General features: G+C 64.6%; 27 protein-coding genes. 17 read left to right on the top strand and 10 right to left on the bottom strand.

Going from position 1 to position 22,584, the window contains the following annotated elements:
* Positions 1-19 precede the first annotated feature (19 nt).
* Positions 20-235 carry a hypothetical protein gene (locus XH89_RS33710; RefSeq protein WP_194464595.1) on the top strand — a complete coding sequence of 72 codons (216 nt, stop codon included), beginning with the start codon at positions 20-22 and terminating at the stop codon, positions 233-235.
* 13 nt (positions 236-248) lie between these two features.
* On the opposite strand, the gene XH89_RS33705 is transcribed toward XH89_RS33710, so the two are convergent.
* Positions 249-632: a hypothetical protein gene (locus XH89_RS33705; protein WP_194464594.1), complete on the bottom strand. Its 384-nt coding sequence runs from the start codon at positions 630-632 to the stop codon at positions 249-251.
* Between the two features lie 232 nt (positions 633-864).
* Here XH89_RS33705 and XH89_RS33700 point away from each other — a divergent pair, with 232 nt between their 5' ends.
* Positions 865-2,016 carry a DUF3095 domain-containing protein gene (locus XH89_RS33700; protein WP_194464593.1) on the top strand — a complete coding sequence of 384 codons (1,152 nt, stop codon included), beginning with the start codon at positions 865-867 and terminating at the stop codon, positions 2,014-2,016.
* On the opposite strand, the gene XH89_RS33695 is transcribed toward XH89_RS33700, so the two are convergent.
* Positions 2,013-2,453: a DUF2147 domain-containing protein gene (locus tag XH89_RS33695; RefSeq protein WP_194464592.1), complete on the bottom strand. Its 441-nt coding sequence runs from the start codon at positions 2,451-2,453 to the stop codon at positions 2,013-2,015. The genes XH89_RS33700 and XH89_RS33695 overlap by 4 nt on opposite strands.
* Positions 2,454-2,554: 101 nt before the next feature.
* The gene (locus tag XH89_RS33690) at positions 2,555-3,082 is read right to left on the bottom strand and encodes a GNAT family N-acetyltransferase (RefSeq protein WP_194464591.1); all 528 of its coding nucleotides are present in this window, start codon (positions 3,080-3,082) and stop codon (positions 2,555-2,557) included.
* 237 nt (positions 3,083-3,319) lie between these two features.
* Between XH89_RS33690 and XH89_RS33685 the strand changes: the two genes are divergently transcribed.
* From XH89_RS33685 to XH89_RS33640, 11 genes are all read left to right on the top strand, one after another.
* On the top strand, positions 3,320-3,916 hold the full coding sequence (locus XH89_RS33685) for a superoxide dismutase (protein WP_084808431.1): 597 nt from the start codon (positions 3,320-3,322) through the stop codon (positions 3,914-3,916).
* A 179-nt stretch (positions 3,917-4,095) separates the two neighbouring features.
* Positions 4,096-4,707: a permease gene (locus XH89_RS33680; protein WP_194464590.1), complete on the top strand. Its 612-nt coding sequence runs from the start codon at positions 4,096-4,098 to the stop codon at positions 4,705-4,707.
* Positions 4,704-5,204: a hypothetical protein gene (locus tag XH89_RS33675; protein WP_008138982.1), complete on the top strand. Its 501-nt coding sequence runs from the start codon at positions 4,704-4,706 to the stop codon at positions 5,202-5,204. The genes XH89_RS33680 and XH89_RS33675 overlap by 4 nt, the downstream gene beginning before the upstream one ends.
* Positions 5,205-5,247: 43 nt before the next feature.
* On the top strand, positions 5,248-5,508 hold the full coding sequence (locus XH89_RS41455; RefSeq protein WP_246767690.1) for a hypothetical protein: 261 nt from the start codon (positions 5,248-5,250) through the stop codon (positions 5,506-5,508).
* Between the two features lie 2 nt (positions 5,509-5,510).
* Positions 5,511-6,266, top strand: a complete 756-nt coding sequence (locus XH89_RS33670; RefSeq protein WP_194464589.1) for a metal ABC transporter ATP-binding protein — start codon at positions 5,511-5,513, stop codon at positions 6,264-6,266.
* 6 nt (positions 6,267-6,272) lie between these two features.
* Positions 6,273-7,142, top strand: a complete 870-nt coding sequence (locus XH89_RS33665) for a metal ABC transporter permease (protein ID WP_194464588.1) — start codon at positions 6,273-6,275, stop codon at positions 7,140-7,142.
* A gap of 2 nt (positions 7,143-7,144) precedes the next feature.
* On the top strand, positions 7,145-8,008 hold the full coding sequence (locus XH89_RS33660) for a metal ABC transporter substrate-binding protein (RefSeq protein WP_194464587.1): 864 nt from the start codon (positions 7,145-7,147) through the stop codon (positions 8,006-8,008).
* 55 nt (positions 8,009-8,063) lie between these two features.
* The gene (locus XH89_RS33655) at positions 8,064-9,113 is read left to right on the top strand and encodes a GTP-binding protein (protein ID WP_194464586.1); all 1,050 of its coding nucleotides are present in this window, start codon (positions 8,064-8,066) and stop codon (positions 9,111-9,113) included.
* Positions 9,113-10,132 carry a WD40 repeat domain-containing protein gene (locus XH89_RS33650; RefSeq protein WP_194464585.1) on the top strand — a complete coding sequence of 340 codons (1,020 nt, stop codon included), beginning with the start codon at positions 9,113-9,115 and terminating at the stop codon, positions 10,130-10,132. Before XH89_RS33655 ends, XH89_RS33650 begins: the two co-directional genes overlap by 1 nt.
* Positions 10,133-10,285: 153 nt before the next feature.
* Complete coding sequence (locus tag XH89_RS33645; RefSeq protein WP_194464584.1) at positions 10,286-11,005, top strand: MgtC/SapB family protein; 720 nt, start codon at positions 10,286-10,288, stop codon at positions 11,003-11,005.
* Between the two features lie 100 nt (positions 11,006-11,105).
* Positions 11,106-11,438 (top strand): hypothetical protein, encoded by a 333-nt coding sequence (locus tag XH89_RS33640; RefSeq protein WP_194468711.1) that lies wholly within the window; start codon positions 11,106-11,108, stop codon positions 11,436-11,438.
* 57 nt (positions 11,439-11,495) lie between these two features.
* Here the strand turns inward: XH89_RS33640 and XH89_RS33635 are convergent, their stop codons facing one another.
* From XH89_RS33635 to XH89_RS33615, 5 genes are all read right to left on the bottom strand, one after another.
* On the bottom strand, positions 11,496-13,103 hold the full coding sequence (locus XH89_RS33635; RefSeq protein ID WP_194464583.1) for a lyase family protein: 1,608 nt from the start codon (positions 13,101-13,103) through the stop codon (positions 11,496-11,498).
* Between the two features lie 101 nt (positions 13,104-13,204).
* Positions 13,205-14,647, bottom strand: coding sequence for a homospermidine synthase (locus tag XH89_RS33630; RefSeq protein ID WP_194464582.1), 1,443 nt, complete (start codon positions 14,645-14,647; stop codon positions 13,205-13,207).
* Between the two features lie 60 nt (positions 14,648-14,707).
* Positions 14,708-15,097 carry a RidA family protein gene (locus XH89_RS33625; RefSeq protein ID WP_194464581.1) on the bottom strand — a complete coding sequence of 130 codons (390 nt, stop codon included), beginning with the start codon at positions 15,095-15,097 and terminating at the stop codon, positions 14,708-14,710.
* 146 nt (positions 15,098-15,243) lie between these two features.
* On the bottom strand, positions 15,244-15,831 hold the full coding sequence (locus XH89_RS33620; RefSeq protein WP_194464580.1) for a GNAT family N-acetyltransferase: 588 nt from the start codon (positions 15,829-15,831) through the stop codon (positions 15,244-15,246).
* Positions 15,832-15,964: 133 nt separating this feature from the next.
* Complete coding sequence (locus tag XH89_RS33615) at positions 15,965-17,107, bottom strand: type III PLP-dependent enzyme (RefSeq protein ID WP_194464579.1); 1,143 nt, start codon at positions 17,105-17,107, stop codon at positions 15,965-15,967.
* Between XH89_RS33615 and XH89_RS33610 the strand changes: the two genes are divergently transcribed.
* The gene (locus XH89_RS33610; RefSeq protein ID WP_194464578.1) at positions 17,106-17,294 is read left to right on the top strand and encodes a hypothetical protein; all 189 of its coding nucleotides are present in this window, start codon (positions 17,106-17,108) and stop codon (positions 17,292-17,294) included. The two genes, XH89_RS33615 and XH89_RS33610, sit on opposite strands and share 2 nt — an antisense overlap.
* Before the next feature lie 488 nt (positions 17,295-17,782).
* Here XH89_RS33610 and XH89_RS33605 read toward each other — a convergent pair whose 3' ends face one another.
* Positions 17,783-18,037, bottom strand: a complete 255-nt coding sequence (locus tag XH89_RS33605) for a hypothetical protein (protein ID WP_194464577.1) — start codon at positions 18,035-18,037, stop codon at positions 17,783-17,785.
* A 136-nt stretch (positions 18,038-18,173) separates the two neighbouring features.
* Between XH89_RS33605 and XH89_RS33600 the strand changes: the two genes are divergently transcribed.
* The 3 genes from XH89_RS33600 to XH89_RS33590 are packed head-to-tail and all read left to right on the top strand — an operon-like array spanning position 18,174 to position 21,987.
* Positions 18,174-20,252: a M3 family metallopeptidase gene (locus XH89_RS33600; RefSeq protein ID WP_194464576.1), complete on the top strand. Its 2,079-nt coding sequence runs from the start codon at positions 18,174-18,176 to the stop codon at positions 20,250-20,252.
* A gap of 5 nt (positions 20,253-20,257) precedes the next feature.
* Positions 20,258-20,890 (top strand): DUF1007 family protein, encoded by a 633-nt coding sequence (locus XH89_RS33595; RefSeq protein ID WP_194468710.1) that lies wholly within the window; start codon positions 20,258-20,260, stop codon positions 20,888-20,890.
* Complete coding sequence (locus tag XH89_RS33590) at positions 20,887-21,987, top strand: nickel/cobalt transporter (RefSeq protein ID WP_194464575.1); 1,101 nt, start codon at positions 20,887-20,889, stop codon at positions 21,985-21,987. Before XH89_RS33595 ends, XH89_RS33590 begins: the two co-directional genes overlap by 4 nt.
* A 176-nt stretch (positions 21,988-22,163) precedes the next feature.
* Here XH89_RS33590 and XH89_RS33585 read toward each other — a convergent pair whose 3' ends face one another.
* The gene (locus XH89_RS33585) at positions 22,164-22,562 is read right to left on the bottom strand and encodes an MAPEG family protein (protein ID WP_194464574.1); all 399 of its coding nucleotides are present in this window, start codon (positions 22,560-22,562) and stop codon (positions 22,164-22,166) included.
* Positions 22,563-22,584: the final 22 nt, after the last annotated feature.

Here is a 22,584-nt window from a genome sequence, read left to right as displayed (position 1 = left end):
AAACGACAGGGAGCAGTCTATGGCCAGTCTTCATGTGACCGTTGCGAATCCAGGCCGGACTCCTGCGGAGCCATCGCCCGCGAAACTGGACGATGTCCGCTGCCCGCCGATGGCGCATCAAAACTCCGGCAGCCACGGCCATGAAATGTATCCGCAGCAATTCGTGCGGCTGATTGGCTGTCATGATGTGCCGGCACCGAGCTTGCGCAAGCGCCAGGACGAGAAGCTGCATTAGCGCGCGCAAGCGCCTACGTCTGGGGTTTCGGCAGATCAATCCGCTCGTGCGAGAATTCCGGCGGTCCCTCTGTCAGGCGGCGAATGCGGCGTTCGCGTTCGTCCGCGGGGAGGGTGGGATCGAGCAATCCCTCGATCTCGTGCACGGCGATTTCTTCGATTTTGGCGGCGTCCGACGCGACCGTCGTCACGTGTGATGACACGGGCACTGGCGGCGCGCTCCTGAGACCCAGCTCGACCAGTTTGCAGATGGCAACCGCGCGTGACAGCTGATGCGCCTCAGCCCAGGCGTCCACGGCCGCAGTCAGCCCCTCCGGCATCTTGACGGCACTGATGATGTCGAGGCCGGTACGTCGACGTACCGGCAGATCGGAATTCTTACTGCCGAAGTCAGGCACCCCTGATGTCCCGTGCAACCTTCTAAGGTAAGCGGATCGTAAACGCGCTGGCCGGCCCGCTGTTTGATGCCGATCAATGACGACGTGCGGCATTGCGGCGCGGCGCGACCTTGTTGTCCGGCGCCGTTTCGGCCAATGATCGGGGTCTCGAAGCGGGACGCCCAGGCGAACCCCGATCGATCCTGCCACGTATCTCGTTCGGACGCGTTTTCCAACCATCCGGCATCAGGTGATGACCTCAGGCGAATCCTTCTACGGCAGCATCCCCGTCTTCCGCGGCTTCACCAGCCTGATGGAGCCGAAACTCTATTCGCCGCTGCCGGAGGACTGGAGCATCGGCGTCGCCGACATCGTCGATTCCACCAAGGCGATCGCGGCGCAGCGCTACAAGGCGGTCAACATGGCCGGTGCCGCCGTGATCGCGGCGGTGACGAATGCGCTGGAGGGGCGCGAATTTCCCTTTGTGTTCGGCGGTGACGGCGCGAGCTTTGCGGTCGCACCTGGCGATCTCGACGCGGCGCGCCAGGCGTTGGCCGCGACCGCGACCTGGGTGCGGGAAGACCTCGATCTGAAAATGCGCGTCGCGCTGGTGCCCGTGAGTGCGATCCGTGCGCAAGGCCTCGACGTACGGGTAGCGCGCTTCGGTCCGTCGGCCAATCTGTCCTATGCTATGTTCTCCGGAGGTGGGCTCGCCTTCGCCGACGCCGCGATGAAGCGCGGCGAGTTTGCCGTCGCAGAAGCACCCCCGGGGACCCAGCCCGATCTCTCCGGCCTATCCTGCCGCTTCGAGGTGATGCCGGCCTCGCGCGGATTGATCCTGTCGGTGCTGGTGATGCCGGTGGTTGGCGCCGACGCGCCGGCCTTCCGCAAGGTGATCGAGGACATCATCCATCTCGTCGAACGCAGTCCGGATTCGGGGCGTCCGGTACCGCCGCAGGGGCCGCCGCTCAAATGGCCGCCGCAGGGGCTGGACTATGAGGCGCGAGCGATCCGTGGCGGGTCGTTGTTCAAGCGCCGCGCCGGCCTGCTCGCCTTCACGTTTTTCGCCTACATCCTGATGCGCTTCGACATCAAGGTCGGCGGCTTCCTGCCAAAAGTCTACAAGCGCCAGGTCGTCGAGAATTCCGACTTCCGAAAATATGACGACGGCCTGCGCATGATCCTCGATTGCACGCCCGAGCTCGAGCGCGCGCTGAGCGATCGTCTCGCCGCTGCCGCGCGCGACGGTGTCGTGCGCTACGGCCTTTATCAGCAGGATGCCGCGATGATGACCTGCTTCACCCCTTCGGCGCTGCGCAGCGACCACGTCCACTTCATCGACGGCGCGCGGGGCGGCTATGCTTCGGCGGCGACGGCGCTGAAGGCGATGGCGGCTTCGAGTTAGCGTCCCGCACGCGTCCAGGTCTCGCCGCCGCAGAGCGCGCCGACGCAACCTTCGACCCGCAGCGTCTCAGCGCCTGACACGGTGATGCTGCTGGCATAGGTGTTGCCGTCGTCGGCGTTGTAGATCTGGCCCGACCATTTGTTCGATCCTGTCGGCTGCATGCCGGAGAACAGCGGCAGTCCGATCATCGATCGCTTGGCGAGCGCTGGATTGGGATTCTTGCTGTCGGTCGCCGGCTTGCCGGTTGCAGTGTCGTAAGGCTCCTTCAGCCAGACGATCACGCCGCAGATGCCGCCGCCGCATTTGCTGATCTTCACGCGGGCGTCGCCAGCCTGAGTTAGCCAGGTCCCGCTCGCCTCGGCGTTCTGCGCCTGGGCTGTTGTCGCGCCCGACAGGGCAGCCAGGAGGACGGAGAGGATAGCAAATCTGCGGGACATGGGAGGAACCTCGAAAATGGAGGCGTCTCCATAGCAGCAAATCAGAATCGTGCAACGCCTGATGGAATCAAATTCCCACGCTCATTTGCCCCGCGAACCTCTCACCAGGGCAGGCCGCAAAGATCGATGGTGCCGAGGGTCGGTGCGCGAACGATGTTGAAGACATAGGGTGCCATATAGTCGAAGCGGATTCGTCCCTCCGGCTGCTCGCAATAGACCTCGCCCTTGAAGGGCAGCCAGCTGCGGGCCTGGTAGAACGCGAAATTGTGCGGCTCGCAGAACAGCAGTGCAAAGCGAACCGCCTCGTTGGCGCGCATGGTGTGCACGGCGGCGTCGATCGCCAGCGTCGCATAGCCGCGGCCACGGCGATCCTCGCGCGTGCAGACGCCGCCGATCCCGCCGACATGCACCTTCTGTCCATTCCAGGTGATGGTGCGGAAATAGATGCCGACATGGCAGACCAGCCCGTCCTCGGGCGTCTCGATCAGCACGCGCAGATCGGCATTGGCCCATTTGACATGGCCCCAGGGCAGCTTCTCGACGATGTCAGGTCCCCAGACCGCCTGATGCAGTGGCCTGGCGATCGGCCACGAGGCGTCGCCGTTCAAAATGTCGATCTCGATGCTCATGGCTTCTACCTAGCAGCCCCGGCTGCGTGATGCATTGGTTCTGTCATAAGCGCTTCAAAGGCAATGACATTTTTCGGCGCGTTTGGTTGGGCCCTCATTTGCCTGCGGCGAAGTTGCGCAATCCATCCGCGCGGGTCGCATCGCGCCTTTTCGCAAATTGACGGTATTTTACGGCGCAGGAACCTTCTATAAGGGGTGACCGTTGAAACGTTCCCCACCAGTTGCGGACAAGAACCCATGACCTTTACGCTGCCCCCACTCCCGTACGCCTATGACGCCCTCGGCCAGTTCATGTCGAAGGAAACGCTCGAATTCCACCACGACAAGCACCACCAGGCTTACGTCACCAACGGCAATAACGCGCTCAAGGGCACCGAATGGGAAGGCAAGTCCCTTGAGGAGATCGTCAAGGGCTCGTTTGGCAAGAATCCCGCGGTGTTCAACAACGCCGGCCAGCACTACAACCACATCCACTTCTGGAGCTGGATGAAGCCCAATGGCGGCGGCACCAAGCTGCCGGGCAAGCTCGAGAAGAAGATCAACGAGGACCTCGGCGGCTTCGAGAAGTTCAAGACCGACTTCCAGGCGGCCGGCGTCGGCCAGTTCGGCTCCGGTTGGTGCTGGCTCCAGGTCAAGAACGGCAAGCTCGAGATCTCCAAGACCCCGAACGGCGAGAATCCGCTGGTGCACGGCGCCACCCCGATCCTCGGCTGCGACGTCTGGGAGCACTCCTACTACATCGACTATCGCAACCGCCGTCCCGATTATCTCAAGGCGTTCGTCGAGAATCTCGTGAACTGGGAATATGTCGAGTCCCTGTTCGAGAAGGCCTGAGGTCTTACACCGTCGGAAACGGAAAGGCGGTCGCTCACGCGGCCGCCTTTTTGCTGTGCGGAATTGGCTGATGAAACAGTCCTGCGTCGCGCGCGCACGGGTCTGTCATCGTACCGTTTGCATCACCTCGGCGGCGCCCTTAATCAGGATGGGCATCGCCCTCGAGCCGCCCACGCCCGTTGTCAGACCCTTCCCCGAACAGTCCTGCGCCAGCCGAGGATGCGGAATCCGAGCCGCGGCCGGGGCGTGTGCGCAAGCCGATCGGCTGGTCGACCATCATCATCGCAGTGCTGGTCGCCGTGAGCGCAGCGCTGGTCTGGCGGCGCGACGGCACTGACGGCGTTCTTGATATTCTCACCCACGACCTGTCGCTGTTCTCAGGCATTCTGCCGCGCGTGCTGGCGGGCTGCCTGCTTGGCGCCTTCATCTCCGAAATCCTGCCGCACGAAAAAGTCTCGCGCTCGCTCGGGCCGAAATCCGGCCTGATGGGTCTTTTGATCGGCACCGCCTTCGGTGCGATCCTGCCCGGCGGTCCCTTCACCGCCTATCCCGTGGCGAGCGCGCTGCTCGCCGTCGGCGCCGATTTCGGTGCCACCATCGCCATGGTCGTGAGCTGGACCCTGATCGGCTACGGCCGGGCGGTGGCCTGGGAAATCCCGATCATGGGCACCGATTTCACGCTGTGGCGGATCGTGATCTCGCTGCCGCTGCCGGTGCTCGCAGGCGCGCTCGGCCGCTTCGTCTATGTCCGGCTCTATCCGAAGCGCGAAAGCGATGAGGATGCCGCATGAGCGCGGCGCTCCTGATCGACATCCTGCTGTGGGGCTCGGTGTTCGGCGTCGGCCTGATCGCCTTTCGCCGTGGCCCTCCGGTGTTCAAGGCCTCGCTGCGCGAGGGCTCGATGGACTTCATCAACATCGTGCCGCGGATCGCGCTGGGTGTGATCGGCTCCGGCTACATCGCCGCCATCATCCCGCAGGAGGTCATTACCGGCTGGCTCGGCCCGGACAGCGGCTGGCTCGGGGTTGCGACCGCCGTGGTCGCCGGCGCCGCCACGCCCGGCGGCCCGGTGATCGGCTTTTCCATCGGGACGGTGGCGCTGAAGTCGGGTGGCGGAGTGCCCCAGGTGGTCGCTTATGTCGTGGCCTGGGCCCTGTTCGCCTTCCAGCGGGTGATCCTGTGGGAGATTCCGTTCATGCCGGCCCGTTTCGTCTGGTTCCGCTGTGCCGTCTCGGTCCCGTTCCCCTTCGTGGCGGCCGCCATTGCGATGGTGATCGGCAAGCCCTGAACGGGGCGTGGACAGACGTTATGTTATAATATAACATTATTAGATGGTTCCCGCCGCGTCCCATGCCCCCCATCACGACCATGCTCATGGTCATTCCCATGGTCATTCCCATGGTCATTCGCACGCCCACGGGCATTCGCACGGCCACGATCACACCCACGCCCATGTCCACGACGCGGCCTCACCGCATCCGGCCCAGGACGCGCCTTGGTCGATCCTGCGGATGACCATGGCCGAGCGCCTCGCGGCCGCGACGGCCGTCTGCGCCGTGCTCTGGGGCATCGTCTTTCTGGCGATGAGGTGACGATGGCCCAACTTGCCTTCCGTAACGTCACGCTCGGCTATGACCGGCATCCGGCCGTGCATCATCTCAATGGCGAGGTTGCATCAGGCGCGCTGGTCGCGGTGATTGGTCCGAACGGCGCCGGCAAGTCGACGCTGCTGCGCGGCATTGTCGGAATCCTCAAGCCGCTCGACGGCAGCATCCATCTCGGCGGGCTGGATGCCCGCGACATCGCCTATCTGCCGCAGAGCGCCGACATCGACCGCAGCTTCCCGATCTCGGTGTTCGACTTCGTCGGCACCGGGCTGTGGCGCGGGACGGGCCTGTTTGGCGGCATCGGCAAGGCCGCGCGCGACAAGATTCTTCGCGCGATCGCCGCCGTCGGCCTCAACGGTTTCGAGAACCGCCCGATCGGCACGCTCTCCGGCGGGCAAATGCAGCGCGTGCTGTTCGCCCGCGTGCTGCTCCAGGATGCGCGCCTGATCGTGCTCGACGAGCCCTTCAACGCCATCGACAGCAAGACCACGGCCGACCTGCTCGCGCTGGTGAAGCACTGGCACGCCGAGGGCCGCACTGTGCTCGCCGCGCTTCACGACATGGAGATGGTGCGCGCGCATTTCAGCGAAACGTTGATCTTGGCGCGTGGCCCCGTGGCTTGGGGGCCGACGGCGGAGGTGCTGACGCCGGAGAATCTGACGGTCGCGATGCGGATGTGCGAGGCCTTCGACGACGGCGCCGCGGCCTGCGCCGCCGACGATGTCCGTTCACGGGCGGCGTGATCGCAGATGATCTACGACGCGCTGATCGGACCGTTCACCGAATTCGAGTTCATGCGGCGCGCGCTCGCGGCCGTGATCGCGCTGTCGCTGGCGGGCGCGCCGATTGGCGTGTTCCTGATGCTGCGGCGGATGAGCCTTGTCGGCGACGCCATGGCGCACGCGATCCTGCCTGGTGCTGCGGTCGGCTTTCTGCTTTCGGGCCTCAATTTGTTTGCGATGACGGCGGGCGGCCTGATCGCGGGCTTTGCGGTGGCCATCCTCGCCGGCGTCGTCGCGCGCTCGACCGGGCTGAAGGAGGACGCCTCGCTCGCGACCTTCTATCTCGCCTCGCTCGCGCTCGGCGTCACCATCGTCTCGATCAAGGGCACCAATATCGACCTCCTTCACGTCTTGTTCGGCAATATCCTCGCGATGGACGACCAGACGCTGCTGGTGGTCGCCTTCAACGCCACGGTCACGCTGCTAGTGCTCGCGGTGATCTATCGCCCGCTGGTGATCGAGAGCGTCGATCCGTTGTTCTTGCGCACCGTCAGCCGCGCCGGCGGGCCAGCGCATCTCGCCTTCCTTGCGCTCGTCGTCATCAATCTCGTCAACGGCTTTCAGGCCCTCGGCACGTTGCTGGCCGTCGGCTTGATGATCCTGCCGGCCGGCATTGCGCGGTTCTGGTCGCGCGATCTCACGGCGATGATCTGCATCGCGGTCGCCGCTGCCGCGCTCTCGGGCTATGCCGGTCTCGTGCTGTCGTTCCAGACCCGCGTGCCGTCAGGTCCTGCGATCATTCTCGTGGCGACGGTGCTCTACATCGTCTCCGTCCTGTTCGGCCGCGTCGGCGGCATCGTCAGGCAGATGTTTCCCGGCCGGCATCTGGAGGCGTGACGGTGCGCGTCCTGCTGCTCCTGGCCTCGCTTCTGATTGTCTCGCCGCTGCACGCCGCGGAACGGCTCAACGTCGTCGCGAGCTTCTCGATCCTCGCCGACTTCGTCCGCAATGTCGGAGGTGACCGCATCAACCTGACCACGCTGGTCGGCACCGACAGCGACGTGCATGTCTACACGCCGGCGCCATCAGATGCGAAGCGGATCGCGGCGGCAAAGCTCGTCATCGTCAACGGGCTTGGCCTCGAGGGCTGGCTGCCGCGTCTGGTGCAATCTGCAGGCAGCAAGGCACAAATCATCACCGCGAGCGCCGGCATCGCGCCCTTAAAGCTGGGCTCGGCGGCCGATCCCCACGCCTGGCAGTCCGTGCCGAATGCCAAAATCTATGTGGCCGACATCGCCAACGCACTAACCGCTGCTGATCCGGATAACGCGGAGTTTTTCCGCGCCCAGGCAAAAGCCTATCTGGAAAAGCTCGAAGCGCTGGATCGCGAGGTGCGCGAAGCCATGGGCAAAATTCCGGCCGAGCGGCGCAAGGTGATCTCGACCCATGATGCCTTCGGTTATTTCGCCGCCGAATATGGCATCCAGTTCATTGCCCCCTTGGGCGTCTCCACGGAAACCGAGCCCAGCGCCCGGGACATCGCCGTCATCATCGGCCAGATCAAGGCCGCGAGGATCCCGGCGGTATTTCTGGAAAATATCAGCGATGACCGCCTGATCCGGCGGATCGCGGCCGAGACCGGCGCAAAGGTCGGAGGGACCCTGATTTCGGACGGTTTGACCGGCGAAAAGGGGCCCGCACCCACTTACATTGACATGGTCAGGCACAATATAAAGGCCCTGACCAGCGCGCTTGACCAATAGGGCAGGGGCCACCCCGCCTGGCGTCGCGCGAAAAGCCCGATAGTCCGGAGTTGTTATGTCTGAAGCGACCGCCCAGAAGATTCCCGTGACCGTCCTGACCGGCTACCTCGGTGCCGGCAAGACCACGCTGCTCAACCGCATCCTGTCGGAAAACCACGGCAAGAAATACGCCGTCATCGTCAACGAATTCGGCGAGATCGGCATCGACAACGACCTCATCATCGGCGCCGATGAGGAAGTGTTCGAGATGAACAACGGCTGCATCTGCTGCACGGTGCGCGGCGACCTCGTACGCATCATGGACGGTCTGATGAAGCGCAAGGGCAAGTTCGACGCCATCATCGTCGAGACCACGGGCCTTGCCGATCCCGCGCCCGTCGCCCAGACCTTCTTCGTCGACGAGGACGTGCAGAAGAACGCCCGGCTCGATGCGGTGGTCACCGTTGCCGACGCCAAATGGCTGTCCGACCGGCTCAAGGATGCGCCCGAGGCCAAGAACCAGATCGCCTTCGCCGACGTCATCGTGCTGAACAAGACCGATCTCGTCACCAAGGGCGAGCTCGCCGAGGTCGAGGCCCGCATCCGCGGCATCAACCCCTATGCGAAACTGCATCGCACCGAGCGCTGTTCGGTGGCGCTGGCCGACGTGCTCGACCGCGGCGCGTTTGACCTCGACCGCATCCTCGACATCGAGCCTGACTTCCTCGAGGCCGATGATCATGATCACGACCATGATCACCACCACCATCACGACCACGACCATCATCACCATGATCACGGCCACGGGCTGAAGCACTATCACGACGAGGACATGCAGTCGCTGTCGCTCAAGACCGACAAGCCGCTCAATCCGAACGTGTTCATGCCCTGGCTGCAGAACCTGGTGCAGGTCGAGGGCGGCAAGATCCTGCGCTCCAAGGGCATCCTCGCCTTCCACGACGATGACGACCGCTACGTCTTTCAGGGCGTCCACATGATGCTGGAGGGCGACCACCAGCGGAAATGGAAGAAGGGCGAGAAGCGCGAGAGCCGCCTCGTCTTCATCGGTCGCGACCTGCCTGAGAAGGCCATTCGCGAAGGTTTCGAGAGCTGCATCGTCTCGTGATGAAAGAGTTTACGCCGGCCCCCGATTCCGCCTCGATCGTCTCCGTCACCGACCGCGTCAAGCCGGTTAAGCTCGGCATGGCCGTGACCTCGGTGCATTTCCTCAGGGATCGTGCCGCCTTCGTCGGCGGGGAAGAGAACGTCGCCTTCGTCGACGACAAGGGTGAAATCATCACCGTCGCCGTGCACAGCGGCGGCATCCTCTCGGCTGCCTCCGACGGCAAGCGCCTTGTCATGGGCGGCGACGACGGCAAGGTCGTCGCACTCGATGCCAAGGGCGAGGTGACGCTGCTCGCCACTGACCCGAAGCGGCGCTGGATCGACGCGGTGGCGCTGCATCCCGATGGTGCCTTCGCCTGGTCGGCCGGCAAGACGGCAACCGTCAAGAGCGGCAAGAACGAGGAGAAGTCGCTCGAGGTGCCCTCGACCGTCGGCGGTCTCGCCTTCGCGCCTAAGGGATTGCGGCTCGCGATCGCGCATTACAACGGCGCCACGCTGTGGTTTCCGAACATGGAGGGCTCAGCCGAATTCCTGCCCTGGGCCGGTTCGCATCTCGGCGTCACCTTCAGCCCTGATAACAAGTTCCTGGTCACCTCGATGCACGAGGCGGCGCTGCACGGCTGGCGCCTCGCCGACAACAGGCACATGCGCATGACCGGCTATCCCGGCCGTGTCCGCTCCATGTCCTGGAGTACTGGCGGCAAGGGGCTGGCGACCTCCGGGGCTGACACCGTCATCATCTGGCCGTTCGGCAGCAAGGATGGTCCGATGGGCAAGGAGCCCGCGATGCTGGCGCCGTTGCAGGCGCGCGTCGCCGTGGTCGCCTGTCACCCCAAGAACGATATCCTCGCCGCCGGCTACAGTGACGGCACCGTGCTGATGGTGCGGCTGGAAGACGGCGCCGAAATCCTGGTCCGCCGCAACGGCACGCCGCCCGTCGCCGCACTCGCCTGGAACGCCAAGGGCACGCTGCTGGCCTTTGCCGACGAAAATGGGGATGGCGGGCTTCTCGAGCTTTAATTCGTCATCGTTCCGGCCGTAGGGTGGGCAAAGGCGCCCTTGCGCCGTGCCCACGATCTCTTGCTTTGATGGAAGCCGTGGGCACGCTTCCGCCTTCGCTCTTCGAGCTACGGCGGACAAGTCGCTTTGGCCACTCTACTGCAGCTGACACTCATGCGCTTTCTGACGACCTTCCAGCTTGCCGATTTCGCCGATACACTGGTCAGCCTGTTCACGGCCTTTGTGCTCGGCACGCTGATCGGCGCCGAGCGGCAATATCGCCAGCGCACCGCGGGCCTGCGCACCAACGTGCTGGTCGCGGTCGGTGCTGCCGCCTTCGTCGACCTCGCCATGCATCTGGACGGCGCTGACGGTGCTGTCAGGGTGATTGCCTATGTCGTCTCCGGCATCGGCTTCCTCGGCGCGGGTGTCATCATGAAGCAGGGCATGGACGTGCGTGGCCTCAACACGGCTGCAACGCTGTGGTCTTCGGCGGCGGTCGGCTCCTGCGCCGGCGCCGACATGGTCGCGCAGGCCGCGGCGCTCACCGTCTTCGTCATCGCCGGCAACACCATGCTGCGCCCGCTGGTCAATGCCATCAACCGCATCCCGCTGAACGAGAAGGCGCTGGAGGCGACCTATTACTTCAAGCTTGCGGTCACGACCGACGCCTTGCCCGACATGCGGGATCGTCTCATCGACAAGCTCGAGGCCGCCAAATATCCGGTGGCCGATGTCGATGTGGTCGAGATCGGAGATGACGACCTGCTGGAGATCGTCGCAAGGCTGGTTGCGAGCGCGGTCGATCCGAACGAGCTTAACGCGGTGGCGACCGATCTCCAGCACCTGCCCGGTGTGCGCCACGCCACCTGGGAAGTGAGCACTACGGAATAGGCGCGGCGTTTGGGCGCGGGAACGGCAGTTCCCGCCTCGTCGGACGCGGAACCCCAGTCGTGGAAGTTCGTTGATCCCGTGGACAAAGGCGGTGATCGACATGACCGGCCAGAACAACAAGCGAAACTTGAAGCTCGACCTCACAATCGCCTGTTCGCTGTTTGCAGCGGGTGTCGTGGTGTCCGTGATGTCGCTGGCCCAGATCCGCGCCGAGAGCCGGACGGAGCTGGCGCAGGCCACCCAGCCGCTTCAGGGCACGCCCTCCGACGATCAGACCAAGACGCCCGCCGAGGCCAAGCCTGGCGGCGACCGGCCGACCACGCCGGCGCCCGAGCCAGCGCGCCCCGACCCGCAGACGCAAGGCGCGGCGACCAAGCCGGCACTACCGCCGGCACCGGCCGAGAAGATCGCGCCGCCGCTTGAGAAGAAATAACCGCGACGGCTGGAGGTGACGTAGGCGGGACGCGGCATGACGCGCTCCGCTCCGTGGCTAATGTGCCGCGTCGTTCGGCAAGAGCGCCGCAAATGCCTGATCGAGCGCGGTATCGGCCTTCGCGAGCTTGTCGCGCTGGGCGGCAAGCCAGATCTTGTCGGCATCGAGGCGCTGCTGGGCCGCCTTGAGCATGCGTGCAGTCTCCTCCGGCTGCGGACCGCCGACGCCCTTGGTGTGCGCCACGATCCATTGCGGTGACATCACCTCCCTGAATTCAGCCTCGCTCATCGGGAAGGGCCTCGCCGGCATGTTGAATTTGGCAAGCGTCTTGTCGAAGAGGTCGGTCACTTGGCTGAAGGGGATGGTTTTGGGCGTGAGATCCAGCGGCCGTGCGTAGCTGACCATTTGTGATGCAAAGCCATGTCCGACGCGGAACGGGATCTGGTGCGCCTGCAACAGCAGTTCGGCGAGGTTCATGGTCGAGGTCCAGTCGCTCTCCAGCTCTTCCCTGGCGCGGGCCTTGTTGACCACGATCGCATCGAACACCCGGTCGGTCGCGGTGACCATCTTGATGGCACGCGGGAACAGGCCGATGTCCTCGGACTGAGACTTGGAATCGACCATGCCCGACATGACGTTGTGAGCGCGGATCGACACCGCCCCCGACAGCCCCACCACATCTGAAGCTGCGATCCTCGCCTGCGTGATCAGGCCCGGATTGCGCTTCTGCGGCATCGAGCTGCTGGTGTAGGTCGAGCCCTCCTGCAGCAATAGCCACGGTCGCACCTCGGCGTATTGCGTATGCAGGTCCTGCATCATCGCGCCGATGCGGATAGCGGCCGAATTGGCGATCGCGGTGGCCTCGAGCTGGTTGTCGAATGGGATCACCTGGTTGGCGTCCATCGAATTCTCGACGATGCCGTCAAAGCCGAGCAGCTGGGCGAGACGTGTTCGGTTCAGCGGCCAGATCGAGTCGGACATGACGCCGACACCCATCGGGCTGAGATTGAGCCGGCGATAAGCCTCGCTGACGCGCTGCTGGTCGCGCTCGAACGCTTCCTCATAGGCCAGCAGGTAATGACCATAGGTGATCGGCACCGCCTGTACGCCGTTGGTGTAGCCGGGCATCAATGCATCGAGATTGTCGGCCGCCTTGGCGAGCATCTTGGCGCGCAGGCCGAGCAGCGCCTCGGCGAAATCCAGCGTCTGGTTGCGCAGCTTGGCAGCGCGAAAGGTCGCGTACATGTCCTGACGGCTGCGCCCGGCATGGATGACGGAGGCCTCCTCGCCGACCTTGTCAGTCATGATCTTCTCGATCTGAAGGACGTCGCTCGGGCGCTTGCCATCGGGCTCACGCGCCTGGCGGATCGTGTAGTCCACGCCGGAGGCGATCAGCTGGCCGGTATCTTTCGGGAAGATGCCTTCCTCCACCAGCATCACGGTGGAGGCCTTGTTGATCTTGTTGAGCCAGTAGAACTGGTCCTCTGCGGCGTCGGATTTGCTGGTCGAAGGCTGCGCGTCCCTGGGGGCGTTGGCGCCGATCTTGGCGGCGTTTTCGTTGCATTCCTGCGTGGTCTTGCAGGGTAGCTGACCGGTGTCCGCGGCCAAGGCGTGCGACGCGATCAGGAGGCTGACGCCTCCCGCGATGCAGACGATAAGTTTCATGCGGACCTCCCGGTTGCCGTGCGACCGGGCGGTTGGTTAGCACCCGGGCTGACGGAAGGCTATTAGCCTCCCGTCAGTTGCGGCTCGGATAGGTGCGCCTGTCAGCGCACCAGAATATTCTTGAACTGCCAGGGATCGCTGGTGTCGATGTCTTCCGGGAACAGGCCGGGACGGTCCGTCAGCGGCGTCCAATCGGTGTAAAAGCCCTTCACCGGGCCGAGATAGGGCAGCTGGATTTCCAGCAGGCGATCGAAATCCATCTCGTCGGCTTCGACGATGCCTTCGTTCGGATTCTCCAGCGCCCACACCATCCCGCCGAGCACGGCGGAGGTCACCTGCAGGGCGGTGGCGTTCTGATAGGGGGCGAGTTCGCGGGTCTCTTCGATCGAGAGCTGCGAGCCGTACCAGTACGCGTTGTTGTCATGACCGAACAGCAGCACGCCGAGCTCGTCAATGCCGTCGACGATCTCGTCCTCTTCGAGGATGTGGTGCTTCTCCTGCATCTTGCCGGCGCGGCCGAACAGTTCGTGCAGCGACAGCACGGCGTCGTCGGCTGGATGATAGGCGTAGTGGCAGGTCGGCCGGTAGATCGCCTTGCCCGATGCGTCGCGCACCGTGAAATAATCGGCGATCGAGATCGACTCGTTGTGGGTGACCAGGAAGCCGTATTGCGCGCCGCGGGTCGGGCACCAGGTGCGCACGCGCGTGTTGGCGCCGGGCTGCATCAGATAGATCGCAGCGCCGCAGCCGGCTTCGTGGGTATGCGCATTCTCGGGCATCCACTTCTCATGGGTGCCCCAGCCGAGCTCCGACGGCTGCATGCCCTCCGACAGGAAACCTTCCACCGACCAGGTGTTGACGAAGACGTCAGGCTCCTTCGGCTTCTTCGCGCGCTGGGTGTCGCGCTCGGCAATGTGGATGCCCTTGATGCCGGCCTGCCGCATCAGGTCCGCCCATTCGGCCTTGGTCTTCGGCTTGGGGGCATTGAGCTTCAGATCGGCGGCGACATTGAGCAGCGCCTGCTTGACGAAGAACGAGACCATGCCGGGATTGGCGCCGCAGCAGGAGACAGCCGTGGTCGAGCCCGCCGGGCGCGCCTTCTTGGCGGCCAGCGTCACTTCGCGCAGCGCGTAGTTGGAGCGCGCTTCGGGGCCCTTCGAGGCGTCGAAATAGAAGCCGAGCCAGGGCTCGTTGACGGTGTCGATATAGAGCGCGCCAATCTCGTTGCAGAGCTCCATGATATCGGTCGAGCCGGTGTCGACAGAAAGATTGACGCAAAAGCCCTGGCCGCCGCCTTCGGTGAGCAGCGGGGTCAGCAGTTCGCGGTAATTGTCCCTCGTGACGGCCTTCTGGATGAAGCGCACATTCTGCTTCTCGCAATGCGCCTTGCGGCCCTCGTCCTTGGGATCGATCACGGTGACGCGCGACTTGTCGTAGTCGAGATGCCGCTCGATCATCGGCAAGGTGCCTTTGCCGATGGAGCCGAAGCCGACCATGACGATGGGACCGGTGATCTTCGCGTAGATCTGCGAGGGGGGGCTCATAGGTTTCTCCGAAACGTGCTAACGGACAATTGGTGGGTGGATCAGGCGCTGCGGCGCCTATTAGATACTGCGGCGCTTGGCGGTGACTTCGATCTCGACCTTCATCTCGGGCTTCAAAAGCGCCGAGACGACGAGGAGCGTGGCGGCCGGGCGGATCTCGCCGAGGACTTCGCCGCAGACCGCGAAGTGGGCGTCGGCGTCCTTGGCGTCGGTGATGTAGTAGGTCGCGCGGACGATGTCGGCCATCTCGAAACCGCCCTCCTTCAGGGCCGCTTCGATGGTCTTGAAGCAGTTGCGTGACTGGCTCGTGACATCATCAGGCATCGTCATCGTCGTGTAGTCATAGCCGGTGGTTCCCGCGACGAAGCAGAACTCGCCGTCGACCACGGCGCGGCTGTAGCCGGCGGTCTTCTCGAAAGGGGAGCCAGTGGAAATCAGGCGACGGGACATCGTTTCGGCCTCGACTGAAAGGGGAGTTTCGTGGGGTTAAAGGGCGTTTCCGCGGCTCACGCAACCCCAAAGGAACAGGCTTAGCGAAGGCGCGGCCGGGCATTGCCGCGTGGCGCGGCACCGGTCGTCGCCATCATGGCAAGTCCTTACGCCGCGCGCGCCTGGAGGGGACGAACTACCCTCCGTTTGGGCAGGGCCGCGCCGGTCGGGACGATCATCCCTTCGGCGCCATCGAGCGCGCCGTCGGTGAATTCGATCGCCAGCAGGCGGTAGCGCTCGAACGGACCGGGCAGCAGCAGCGCGCCGGTCTTCTCGGCCGAGAAGCCGAAACGGGCGTAGTAGGGGGCATCGCCGAGCAGGATCACGGCGTCATGCCCGCGCGCCCGGGCGGCGGCCAGCGCTTGATTCATCAGCGCGGCGCCGATCCCGAGCTCGCGGCAGGCAGGGTCCACCGCCAATGGTCCGAGGACCAGAGCGGGCCTGCCTCCGGCGCTGACGTGCCACAACCGCACGGTTCCCACGAGCGTCCCCTCGCGCACGGCCGACAGGGCAAGGCCTGTGGCGGGCGCGCGTCCGTCGCGCAGGCGCTGGCAGGTGCGGCCGTGGCGGTTCTCGCCAAAGCACGCATCCAGCAGCGCTTCACGCATCGCGACGTCGGCAGCACGTTCCGCTCGGATCGCGAACGGGGCGGCTTTCGAGGTGAGGGCGACTTGTGGCTTCCGAAGAGTAGTCATGGCGCGTCGGTCCCCGCTTGAACCGACGTGCGCGCGGCACGCCCGGTTCAAGGCGTCGTCAGAAATCAGAGATGTGAGGAAGGAGCCGGCAAACCGGCTCCCGGGTTCGTCAGGCCTCCGGAAGGAGAGGCGCTTAGATGTGGTACGTCTTCAGCGGCGGGATGCCGTTGAACGCCACCGCCGAGTAGGTCGACGTATAGGCCCCGGTGCCTTCGATCAGCAGCTTGTCACCGATCTCGAGCGTGACGGGGAGCGGATACGGGGTCTTCTCGTACAGCACGTCGGCGCTGTCGCAGGTCGGGCCGGCGAGCACGCACGGGGTCATGTCCGCGCCGTCATGCGGGGTGCGGATGGCGTAGCGGATCGACTCGTCCATGGTCTCGGCGAGACCGCCGAACTTGCCGATGTCCAGGTACACCCAGCGCACCTCGTCCTCGTCGCTCTTCTTGGAGATGAGCACGACCTCGGATTCGATGATGCCGGCGTTGCCCACCATGCCGCGACCCGGCTCGATGATGGTCTCCGGGATCTGGTTGCCGAAGTGCTTGCGCAGCGCACGGAAGATCGAACGGCCGTAGGTGACAACCGGCGGCACGTCCTTCAGATACTTGGTCGGGAAGCCGCCGCCCATGTTGACCATGGTCAGGTTGATGCCGCGCTCGGCGCAGTCGCGGAACACCTGCGAGGCCATCGCCAGCGCACGGTCCCATGCCTTCACCTTGCGCTGCTGCGAGCCGACATGGAAGGAGATGCCGCACGGCTCCAGGCCCAGGCGCTTGGCGACGTCGAGCACCTCGACGGCCATCTCCGGGTCGCAGCCGAACTTGCGCGACAGCGGCCACTCGGCGCCGGCGCAGTCGTAGAGGATGCGGCAGAACACCTTTGCGCCGGGGGCGGCACGGGCGATCTTCTCGACCTCGGGGACGCAGTCCACGGCGAACAGGCGGATGCCAAGCGCGAAGGCGCGCGCGATGTCGCGCTCCTTCTTGATCGTGTTGCCGAAGGAGATGCGGTCGGGCGTGGCACCAGCGGCCAGCGCCATCTCGATCTCGGCGACCGTCGCGGTGTCGAAGCAGGAGCCCATGGAGGCGAGCAGCGAGAGCACTTCCGGCGCCGGGTTCGCCTTGACGGCGTAAAACACACGGCTGTCGGGCAGCGCCTTGGCGAAGCTCTGGTAATTGTCGCGCACGACCTCGAGGTCGACGACGAGGCACGGCTCGGTGTCGAGACCTTCCTTGCGGCGGTTACGCAGGAATTCCTGGATACGTTCGGTCATGGCACTCTCCAACGGTCCCAGCGACAGGATCCGCATCAACGTGACGTCGGATAAGAGCGCTTCGGCCACATCGCGCGATGGAGGCGCGCTGAAGCCAAAAAACTCAAACCAGACTGTGCTGCCGTGGATTGGTTGGGAGAGTTTCCCGCCCGCTCACCTGGCAATGAAGGACAAGCCTTTTCAGTAGCCCGCGCCGGCGGTGGAATGCCGGTAGAGACCAAAAAAGCCCGATCCGTCGTTGCTTTAAGTCGCGTCCCCCGTTGAGAGCGGGGTGCGCCGGTTCGCCTCCGGCTGCCAGTCACGGTTGCAAAGAGCGAAGTCACCTTCGACAAGGCATCTCTTTGAGAGAGATGCTGGACGCTCCGGGTTTGCTTTCAGCCGTTCGACCTTTCGGTCCCAGACTTCTGCACTTCCGAAGAGCCCCTCGGCTTCTTCACCCCTTGGCGGCTGTCCGGCCTCTTGTCCGGATACCTACCGACTGACACACGACCACAGGCACGTGCGAAATTGGGCAAGTCCGCACATAAGCGTTTTGACTCGGCTTCGCAAGAATTTTTTTAGGCTGAGAACAGAATTGCCTAACATCTGCTTGCGCGGTGTTGCGCGAGCGACGCGGAAGATGAACGCGCGTTAAGTTTTCTGTGTCGCGCGCGTAACTCTGTCGCGCAAGACGCCTCAGCCGCGCTTGAAGAACGGCTCGACGCGCTGAGCTGCGCGGAGGAAGGCGGTCATGACCAGCACGCCGAGTGTGAACAGCACGGCCTGGAGGATGTGCGCGCCCTGGTCACCGAGCCCGAACAGAATCGCGAGCGCCCAGCCGCCGGCGAACGCTGCGCCGAACACCTCGGCGCCGATCAGGATGGCGGCGCTGACGACGGTGATGACGCTCGGCCAGACGATCTGACGGGAGGACGAGGAGGGCGCATTCATGGGCGTTGAGGTCCGTGGTTTCGAGGGCCGCAATCTCCCCGAAAAGGCGGGCGGGAGCAAGGCCAAATGGCCCAAAAAAGCCCGATCGCGTGCTATAGCTGGCTCCAATAAATTGCCTCGAAAATCGGGACTTGTGATGTCAGAACCCCGCCAAACTACGGACGCCGAGACCAACCCGCTGCTGAAGGCCTGGGTGACGCCGTTTGCGACCCCGCCCTTCGACGAGATCAAGCCAGAGCACTTCCTCCCGGGCTTCGAGCAGGCCTTCGCCGACCACGCTGCCGAGATCGCGGCGATCACCAACGATCCCGCCGCACCAGACTTCGCCAACACGATCACGGCGCTGGAGCGCTCCGGCAAGCTACTGAACAAGGTCGCCGCGGTCTTCTACGATCTCGTCTCGGCGCATTCCAACCCGGCCATTCTCGACATCGACAAGGAGGTCTCCTTGCGGATGGCGCGGCACTGGAATCCGATCATGATGAACGCCGTGCTGTTTGGCCGCATCGCCCAGCTGCACGAGAACCGCGCCAATCTCGGCCTCACCCCGGAGCAGCTCCGCCTCTTGGAGCGCACCTATACCCGCTTCCACCGCGCCGGCGCCGGCCTGTCGGACGAGGCCAAGACGCGGATGGCGGAGATCAACGAGAAGCTGGCCCAGCTCGCGACCGGCTTCAGCCATCATCTGCTCGGCGACGAGCAGGACTGGTTCATGGAGCTGGGGGAGGCCGATCGCCAGGGCCTGCCGGAGAGCTTCGTCGCCGCCGCCAAGGCTGCGGCAGAAGATCGCGGCATGGCCGGCAAGGCCATCGTGACGCTGTCGCGCTCCTCGGCCGAGCCGTTCCTGAAGAGTTCGGCGAGGCGCGACCTGCGCGAGAAGGTCTACAAGGCCTTCACAGCGCGTGGCGACAACGGCAATGCCAACGACAACAACACCGCCATCGGCGAGATTTTGAAGCTGCGCGAGGAGAGCGCCAAGCTCCTGGGCTACCCGACCTTTGCCGCCTACCGGCTCGAGGATTCCATGGCCAAGACGCCGGACGCCGTGCGCGGCCTGCTGGAGCGGGTCTGGAAGCCGGCCCGGGCGCGGGCGCTCGCCGACCGCGACGAAATGCAGGCGCTGATCACGGAGGAGGGCGGCAATTTCAAGCTCGCGCCGTGGGACTGGCGCTTCTACGCCGAGAAGCTGCGCCTGCAGCGCGCCAATTTCGACGATGCCGCGATCAAGCCGTACCTCACGCTCGACCACATGATCGCCGCCGCCTTCGACTGCGCCACCCGCCTGTTCGGCATCACCTTCGAGGAGCGCAAGGACGTGCCGGTCTGGCACCCCGACGTCCGGGTTTGGGAGGTGAAGGGACCGGACGGCAAGCACAAGGCGCTGTTCTACGGCGACTACTACGCCCGGCCATCAAAACGCTCCGGCGCCTGGATGACCTCGCTGCGCGACCAGCAGAAGCTCGACGGCGAGATCGCGCCGCTCATCATCAACGTCTGCAATTTCGCCAAGGGCACCGGAGCTGAGCCCTCGCTGCTGTCGCCCGACGATGCCCGGACCCTGTTCCACGAGTTCGGCCACGGCCTGCACGGCATGCTCTCCAACGTGACCTATCCGTCGCTGTCGGGCACCTCTGTCTTCACCGACTTCGTGGAGCTGCCCTCGCAGCTCTACGAGCACTGGCAGGAGCGGCCCGAAGTGCTGCAGAAATTCGCCCGTCACTACCAGACCGGCGAGCCCTTGCCGGACGATCTGCTCAAGCGCTTCCTGGCCGCGCGCAAGTTCAACCAGGGCTTTGCCACCGTCGAATTCGTCTCCTCGGCGCTGGTCGATCTCGAATTCCACTCCCAGCCAGCCGCGGACGCGCAGGACGTCCGGGCCTTCGAGAAAAGGGAGCTGGAGAAGATCGGCATGCCCGAGGAAATCTCGATGCGGCACCGGCCCACGCAATTCGGCCACATCTTCTCCGGCGACCACTATGCGGCCGGCTATTACAGCTACATGTGGTCCGAGGTGATGGACGCCGACGCCTTCGGTGCCTTCGAGGAGGCCGGCAACATCTTCGATCCTGCGGTGGCAAAACGCCTGCACGACGACATCTATTCGAGCGGCGGATCGGTCGATCCGGAAGCAGCCTACGAGGCCTTCCGTGGTCGCCCGCCCGAGCCCGACGCGCTGCTGCGCCGTCGCGGCCTGCTCGACGACAAGGCGGCTTGACCGGCATGCGCGCCCTGCTGGGACGGCTGCTCGCCGCCGCCATGATGCTCGCATCAGGCGCGGCGAGCGCGCATCCGCATGTCTGGATCACCGCGACAAGCGAATTGCTCTATGCCGAGGATGGCTCGATCACTGGCGTGCGCCACGCCTGGACCTTCGACGACATGTTCTCGGCCTATGCGGTGCAGGGCCTGGAGAGCAAGACCAAGGGCGCCTACACCCGCGAGGAACTGGGGCCGCTGGCGCAGACCAATGTCGAGTCGCTGAAGGAATATGCCTACTTCACATTCGCCAAAGCCGACGGCAAGAAGGAGCGCTTTGGCGAACCGGTCGACTACTTCCTCGACTACAAGGATACGGTGCTCACCCTGCACTTCACGCTGCCGCTGAAGAACCCGCTCAAGCCCAAGCAGCTGGTGCTCGAAGTGTTCGACCGTTCCTTCTTCATCGATTTCCAGATGGCCAAGGACAATCCGGTCAAGCTGGTCGGCGCGCCCTCCGCCTGCCAGATGAAGCTCGATCGTCCCAGCGACGGCACCGCGACCGCGCAGAAGCTCAACGAGCAGACCTTCACCGACGGCCCGAACGCCAATTTCGGCATGATGTTCGCCAACAAGATCACGGTGGATTGCCCTTGAAGCCGCATCTCCCGCCGCTCGTGCGTGGGCTGATTGCCTGCCTCGCCGTGCTCCTGGTCGCGGGCGCAGCCGATGCGGTGCTTCACGAGGTCCTCGCGCAAAATCCATTCGGCGCGCCGAAGCAGGCACCGGCGGCGGCGCCCGAGGCCAGTGGCCTGATCGGCTGGCTGCTGGCAAAGCAGTCGGAATTCTATCGCCAGATGTCGTCGACCATCCGCGCCGCCAAGTCCGACGGCTCGGCGGTGTGGACGCTGCTCTTCATCTCCTTTGCTTACGGCATTTTCCATGCCGCGGGCCCCGGCCACGGCAAGGCGGTGATCGCTTCTTATCTGGTCGCCAACCGCGAGACCGCGCGGCGCGGCATCGCGCTGTCGTTCGCCTCGGCGCTGATGCAGTCGCTGGTCGCGATCCTGATCGTCGGCATCTCGGCCTGGATCCTGAACGCCACCGCCAGGACCATGTGCAAGGCGGAGGGGGCGATCGAGATCGCAAGCTACGCCCTGATCGCGCTGTTCGGCCTGCGCCTGGTCTGGGTCAAGGGGCGCACGTTCATCCGCGCGCTCCAGACCACGCAGCCGGTGCCGGCGATCGCGGGCGTGCCGCATGAGCATCATGATCATGGCCATCACCATCATGATATGCATGATCACCAGCATCACGATCGCGCGCACGCTGATCACGATCATGGGCATGACCACGTCCACGACGAGCATTGCGGCCATTCCCACGGTCCAACCCCGAGCGAGCTCGCCGGTCCCGGCGGCTGGCGGCGCGGGTTTGCTGCGATCCTCACCGTCGGCATCCGCCCCTGCTCGGGCGCGATCCTGGTGCTGGTGTTCGCACTCGTCCAAGGCCTGTTCTGGGCCGGCATTGCCGCAACCTTGCTGATGGGGCTGGGCACCGCCATCACCGTTGCGGCCATCGCGGTCGTCGCCGTTTCCGCCAAGGACATCGCTGGCCGCCTCAGCGCGGGGCGCGACGGCGGTGGTGCGCTGTTCATGCGCGGCATCGAATTCGGCGCCGCGGCTATGGTTCTGCTGTTCGGGGCGGGGCTGCTGTTCGGCTACATCGCGGCTGAGCGGACGACGTGTTTTTGAGGCGGGCTGCGATCAGCTAGTCCCGTCACCCTGAGGTGGCCGCCTTCTTCAGCGGCCCTCGAAGGGCGACGGCCCGGCTGCATCGAGGCCGGTCATCCTTCGAGGCTCGTTCCACGGTGCGTTGCACCGTGGACCTCGCGCCTCAGGATGACGGATTTGGAGGGAGCCGTGCATCTTCACACCGGCAAGAACCGCTTCAACATCGGCATGAAGAAGATCGCCAGATTGATCGCAAAGCCGATGCTCCAGAGGATCGAGCGCAGGGTCGGGCGGTTGCCGAGATAGGTCAGCACATAGGCGATCCGGACGATCACGAACAGCACGGCAAGCTCGTCGATCAGGCGTTGCGGCGAGTCGCGGAATTCGGCGAGCAGGACCGCGAAGGCGAAGAACGGAAAGGTCTCGATGCCGTTCTGGTGCGCGCCCAGTGCGCGCTGCGCGATGGCATCCTCATAGAAGGCGGGATCGCGCGGCCGGGAATTGTCGAAGCCGCGAAACCGGATCCATTTGATCGAGACGATCGTGACGAGATAGAGCAGCAGCGCTCCGAGAACGCACCATTCCGCGAGTGTCATCTTCCCTCCCCCTAGGCTGGAC

The sequence above is a fragment of the Bradyrhizobium sp. CCBAU 53340 genome (assembly GCF_015291645.1).
GTDB lineage: Bacteria > Pseudomonadota > Alphaproteobacteria > Rhizobiales > Xanthobacteraceae > Bradyrhizobium.
This window is presented reverse-complemented; position numbering and strand designations above follow the sequence as displayed.

What these genes read in the sequence shown, in the direction of transcription:
- XH89_RS33710 (WP_194464595.1), top strand. Translation starts at nt 20, where the DNA reads ATGGCCAGTCTTCATGTGACCGTTGCGAATCCAGGCCGGACTCCTGCG.
- XH89_RS33700 (WP_194464593.1), top strand. Translation starts at nt 865, where the DNA reads ATGACCTCAGGCGAATCCTTCTACGGCAGCATCCCCGTCTTCCGCGGC.
- XH89_RS33695 (WP_194464592.1), bottom strand. Translation starts at nt 2,453, where the DNA reads ATGTCCCGCAGATTTGCTATCCTCTCCGTCCTCCTGGCTGCCCTGTCG.
- XH89_RS33690 (WP_194464591.1), bottom strand. Translation starts at nt 3,082, where the DNA reads ATGAGCATCGAGATCGACATTTTGAACGGCGACGCCTCGTGGCCGATC.
- XH89_RS33685 (WP_084808431.1), top strand. Translation starts at nt 3,320, where the DNA reads ATGACCTTTACGCTGCCCCCACTCCCGTACGCCTATGACGCCCTCGGC.
- XH89_RS33675 (WP_008138982.1), top strand. Translation starts at nt 4,704, where the DNA reads ATGAGCGCGGCGCTCCTGATCGACATCCTGCTGTGGGGCTCGGTGTTC.
- XH89_RS41455 (WP_246767690.1), top strand. Translation starts at nt 5,248, where the DNA reads ATGGTTCCCGCCGCGTCCCATGCCCCCCATCACGACCATGCTCATGGT.
- XH89_RS33670 (WP_194464589.1), top strand. Translation starts at nt 5,511, where the DNA reads ATGGCCCAACTTGCCTTCCGTAACGTCACGCTCGGCTATGACCGGCAT.
- XH89_RS33665 (WP_194464588.1), top strand. Translation starts at nt 6,273, where the DNA reads ATGATCTACGACGCGCTGATCGGACCGTTCACCGAATTCGAGTTCATG.
- XH89_RS33655 (WP_194464586.1), top strand. Translation starts at nt 8,064, where the DNA reads ATGTCTGAAGCGACCGCCCAGAAGATTCCCGTGACCGTCCTGACCGGC.
- XH89_RS33650 (WP_194464585.1), top strand. Translation starts at nt 9,113, where the DNA reads ATGAAAGAGTTTACGCCGGCCCCCGATTCCGCCTCGATCGTCTCCGTC.
- XH89_RS33645 (WP_194464584.1), top strand. Translation starts at nt 10,286, where the DNA reads ATGCGCTTTCTGACGACCTTCCAGCTTGCCGATTTCGCCGATACACTG.
- XH89_RS33640 (WP_194468711.1), top strand. Translation starts at nt 11,106, where the DNA reads ATGACCGGCCAGAACAACAAGCGAAACTTGAAGCTCGACCTCACAATC.
- XH89_RS33635 (WP_194464583.1), bottom strand. Translation starts at nt 13,103, where the DNA reads ATGAAACTTATCGTCTGCATCGCGGGAGGCGTCAGCCTCCTGATCGCG.
- XH89_RS33630 (WP_194464582.1), bottom strand. Translation starts at nt 14,647, where the DNA reads ATGAGCCCCCCCTCGCAGATCTACGCGAAGATCACCGGTCCCATCGTC.
- XH89_RS33625 (WP_194464581.1), bottom strand. Translation starts at nt 15,097, where the DNA reads ATGTCCCGTCGCCTGATTTCCACTGGCTCCCCTTTCGAGAAGACCGCC.
- XH89_RS33620 (WP_194464580.1), bottom strand. Translation starts at nt 15,831, where the DNA reads ATGACTACTCTTCGGAAGCCACAAGTCGCCCTCACCTCGAAAGCCGCC.
- XH89_RS33610 (WP_194464578.1), top strand. Translation starts at nt 17,106, where the DNA reads ATGGCACTCTCCAACGGTCCCAGCGACAGGATCCGCATCAACGTGACG.
- XH89_RS33615 (WP_194464579.1), bottom strand. Translation starts at nt 17,107, where the DNA reads ATGACCGAACGTATCCAGGAATTCCTGCGTAACCGCCGCAAGGAAGGT.
- XH89_RS33605 (WP_194464577.1), bottom strand. Translation starts at nt 18,037, where the DNA reads ATGAATGCGCCCTCCTCGTCCTCCCGTCAGATCGTCTGGCCGAGCGTC.
- XH89_RS33600 (WP_194464576.1), top strand. Translation starts at nt 18,174, where the DNA reads ATGTCAGAACCCCGCCAAACTACGGACGCCGAGACCAACCCGCTGCTG.
- XH89_RS33595 (WP_194468710.1), top strand. Translation starts at nt 20,258, where the DNA reads ATGCGCGCCCTGCTGGGACGGCTGCTCGCCGCCGCCATGATGCTCGCA.
- XH89_RS33585 (WP_194464574.1), bottom strand. Translation starts at nt 22,562, where the DNA reads ATGACACTCGCGGAATGGTGCGTTCTCGGAGCGCTGCTGCTCTATCTC.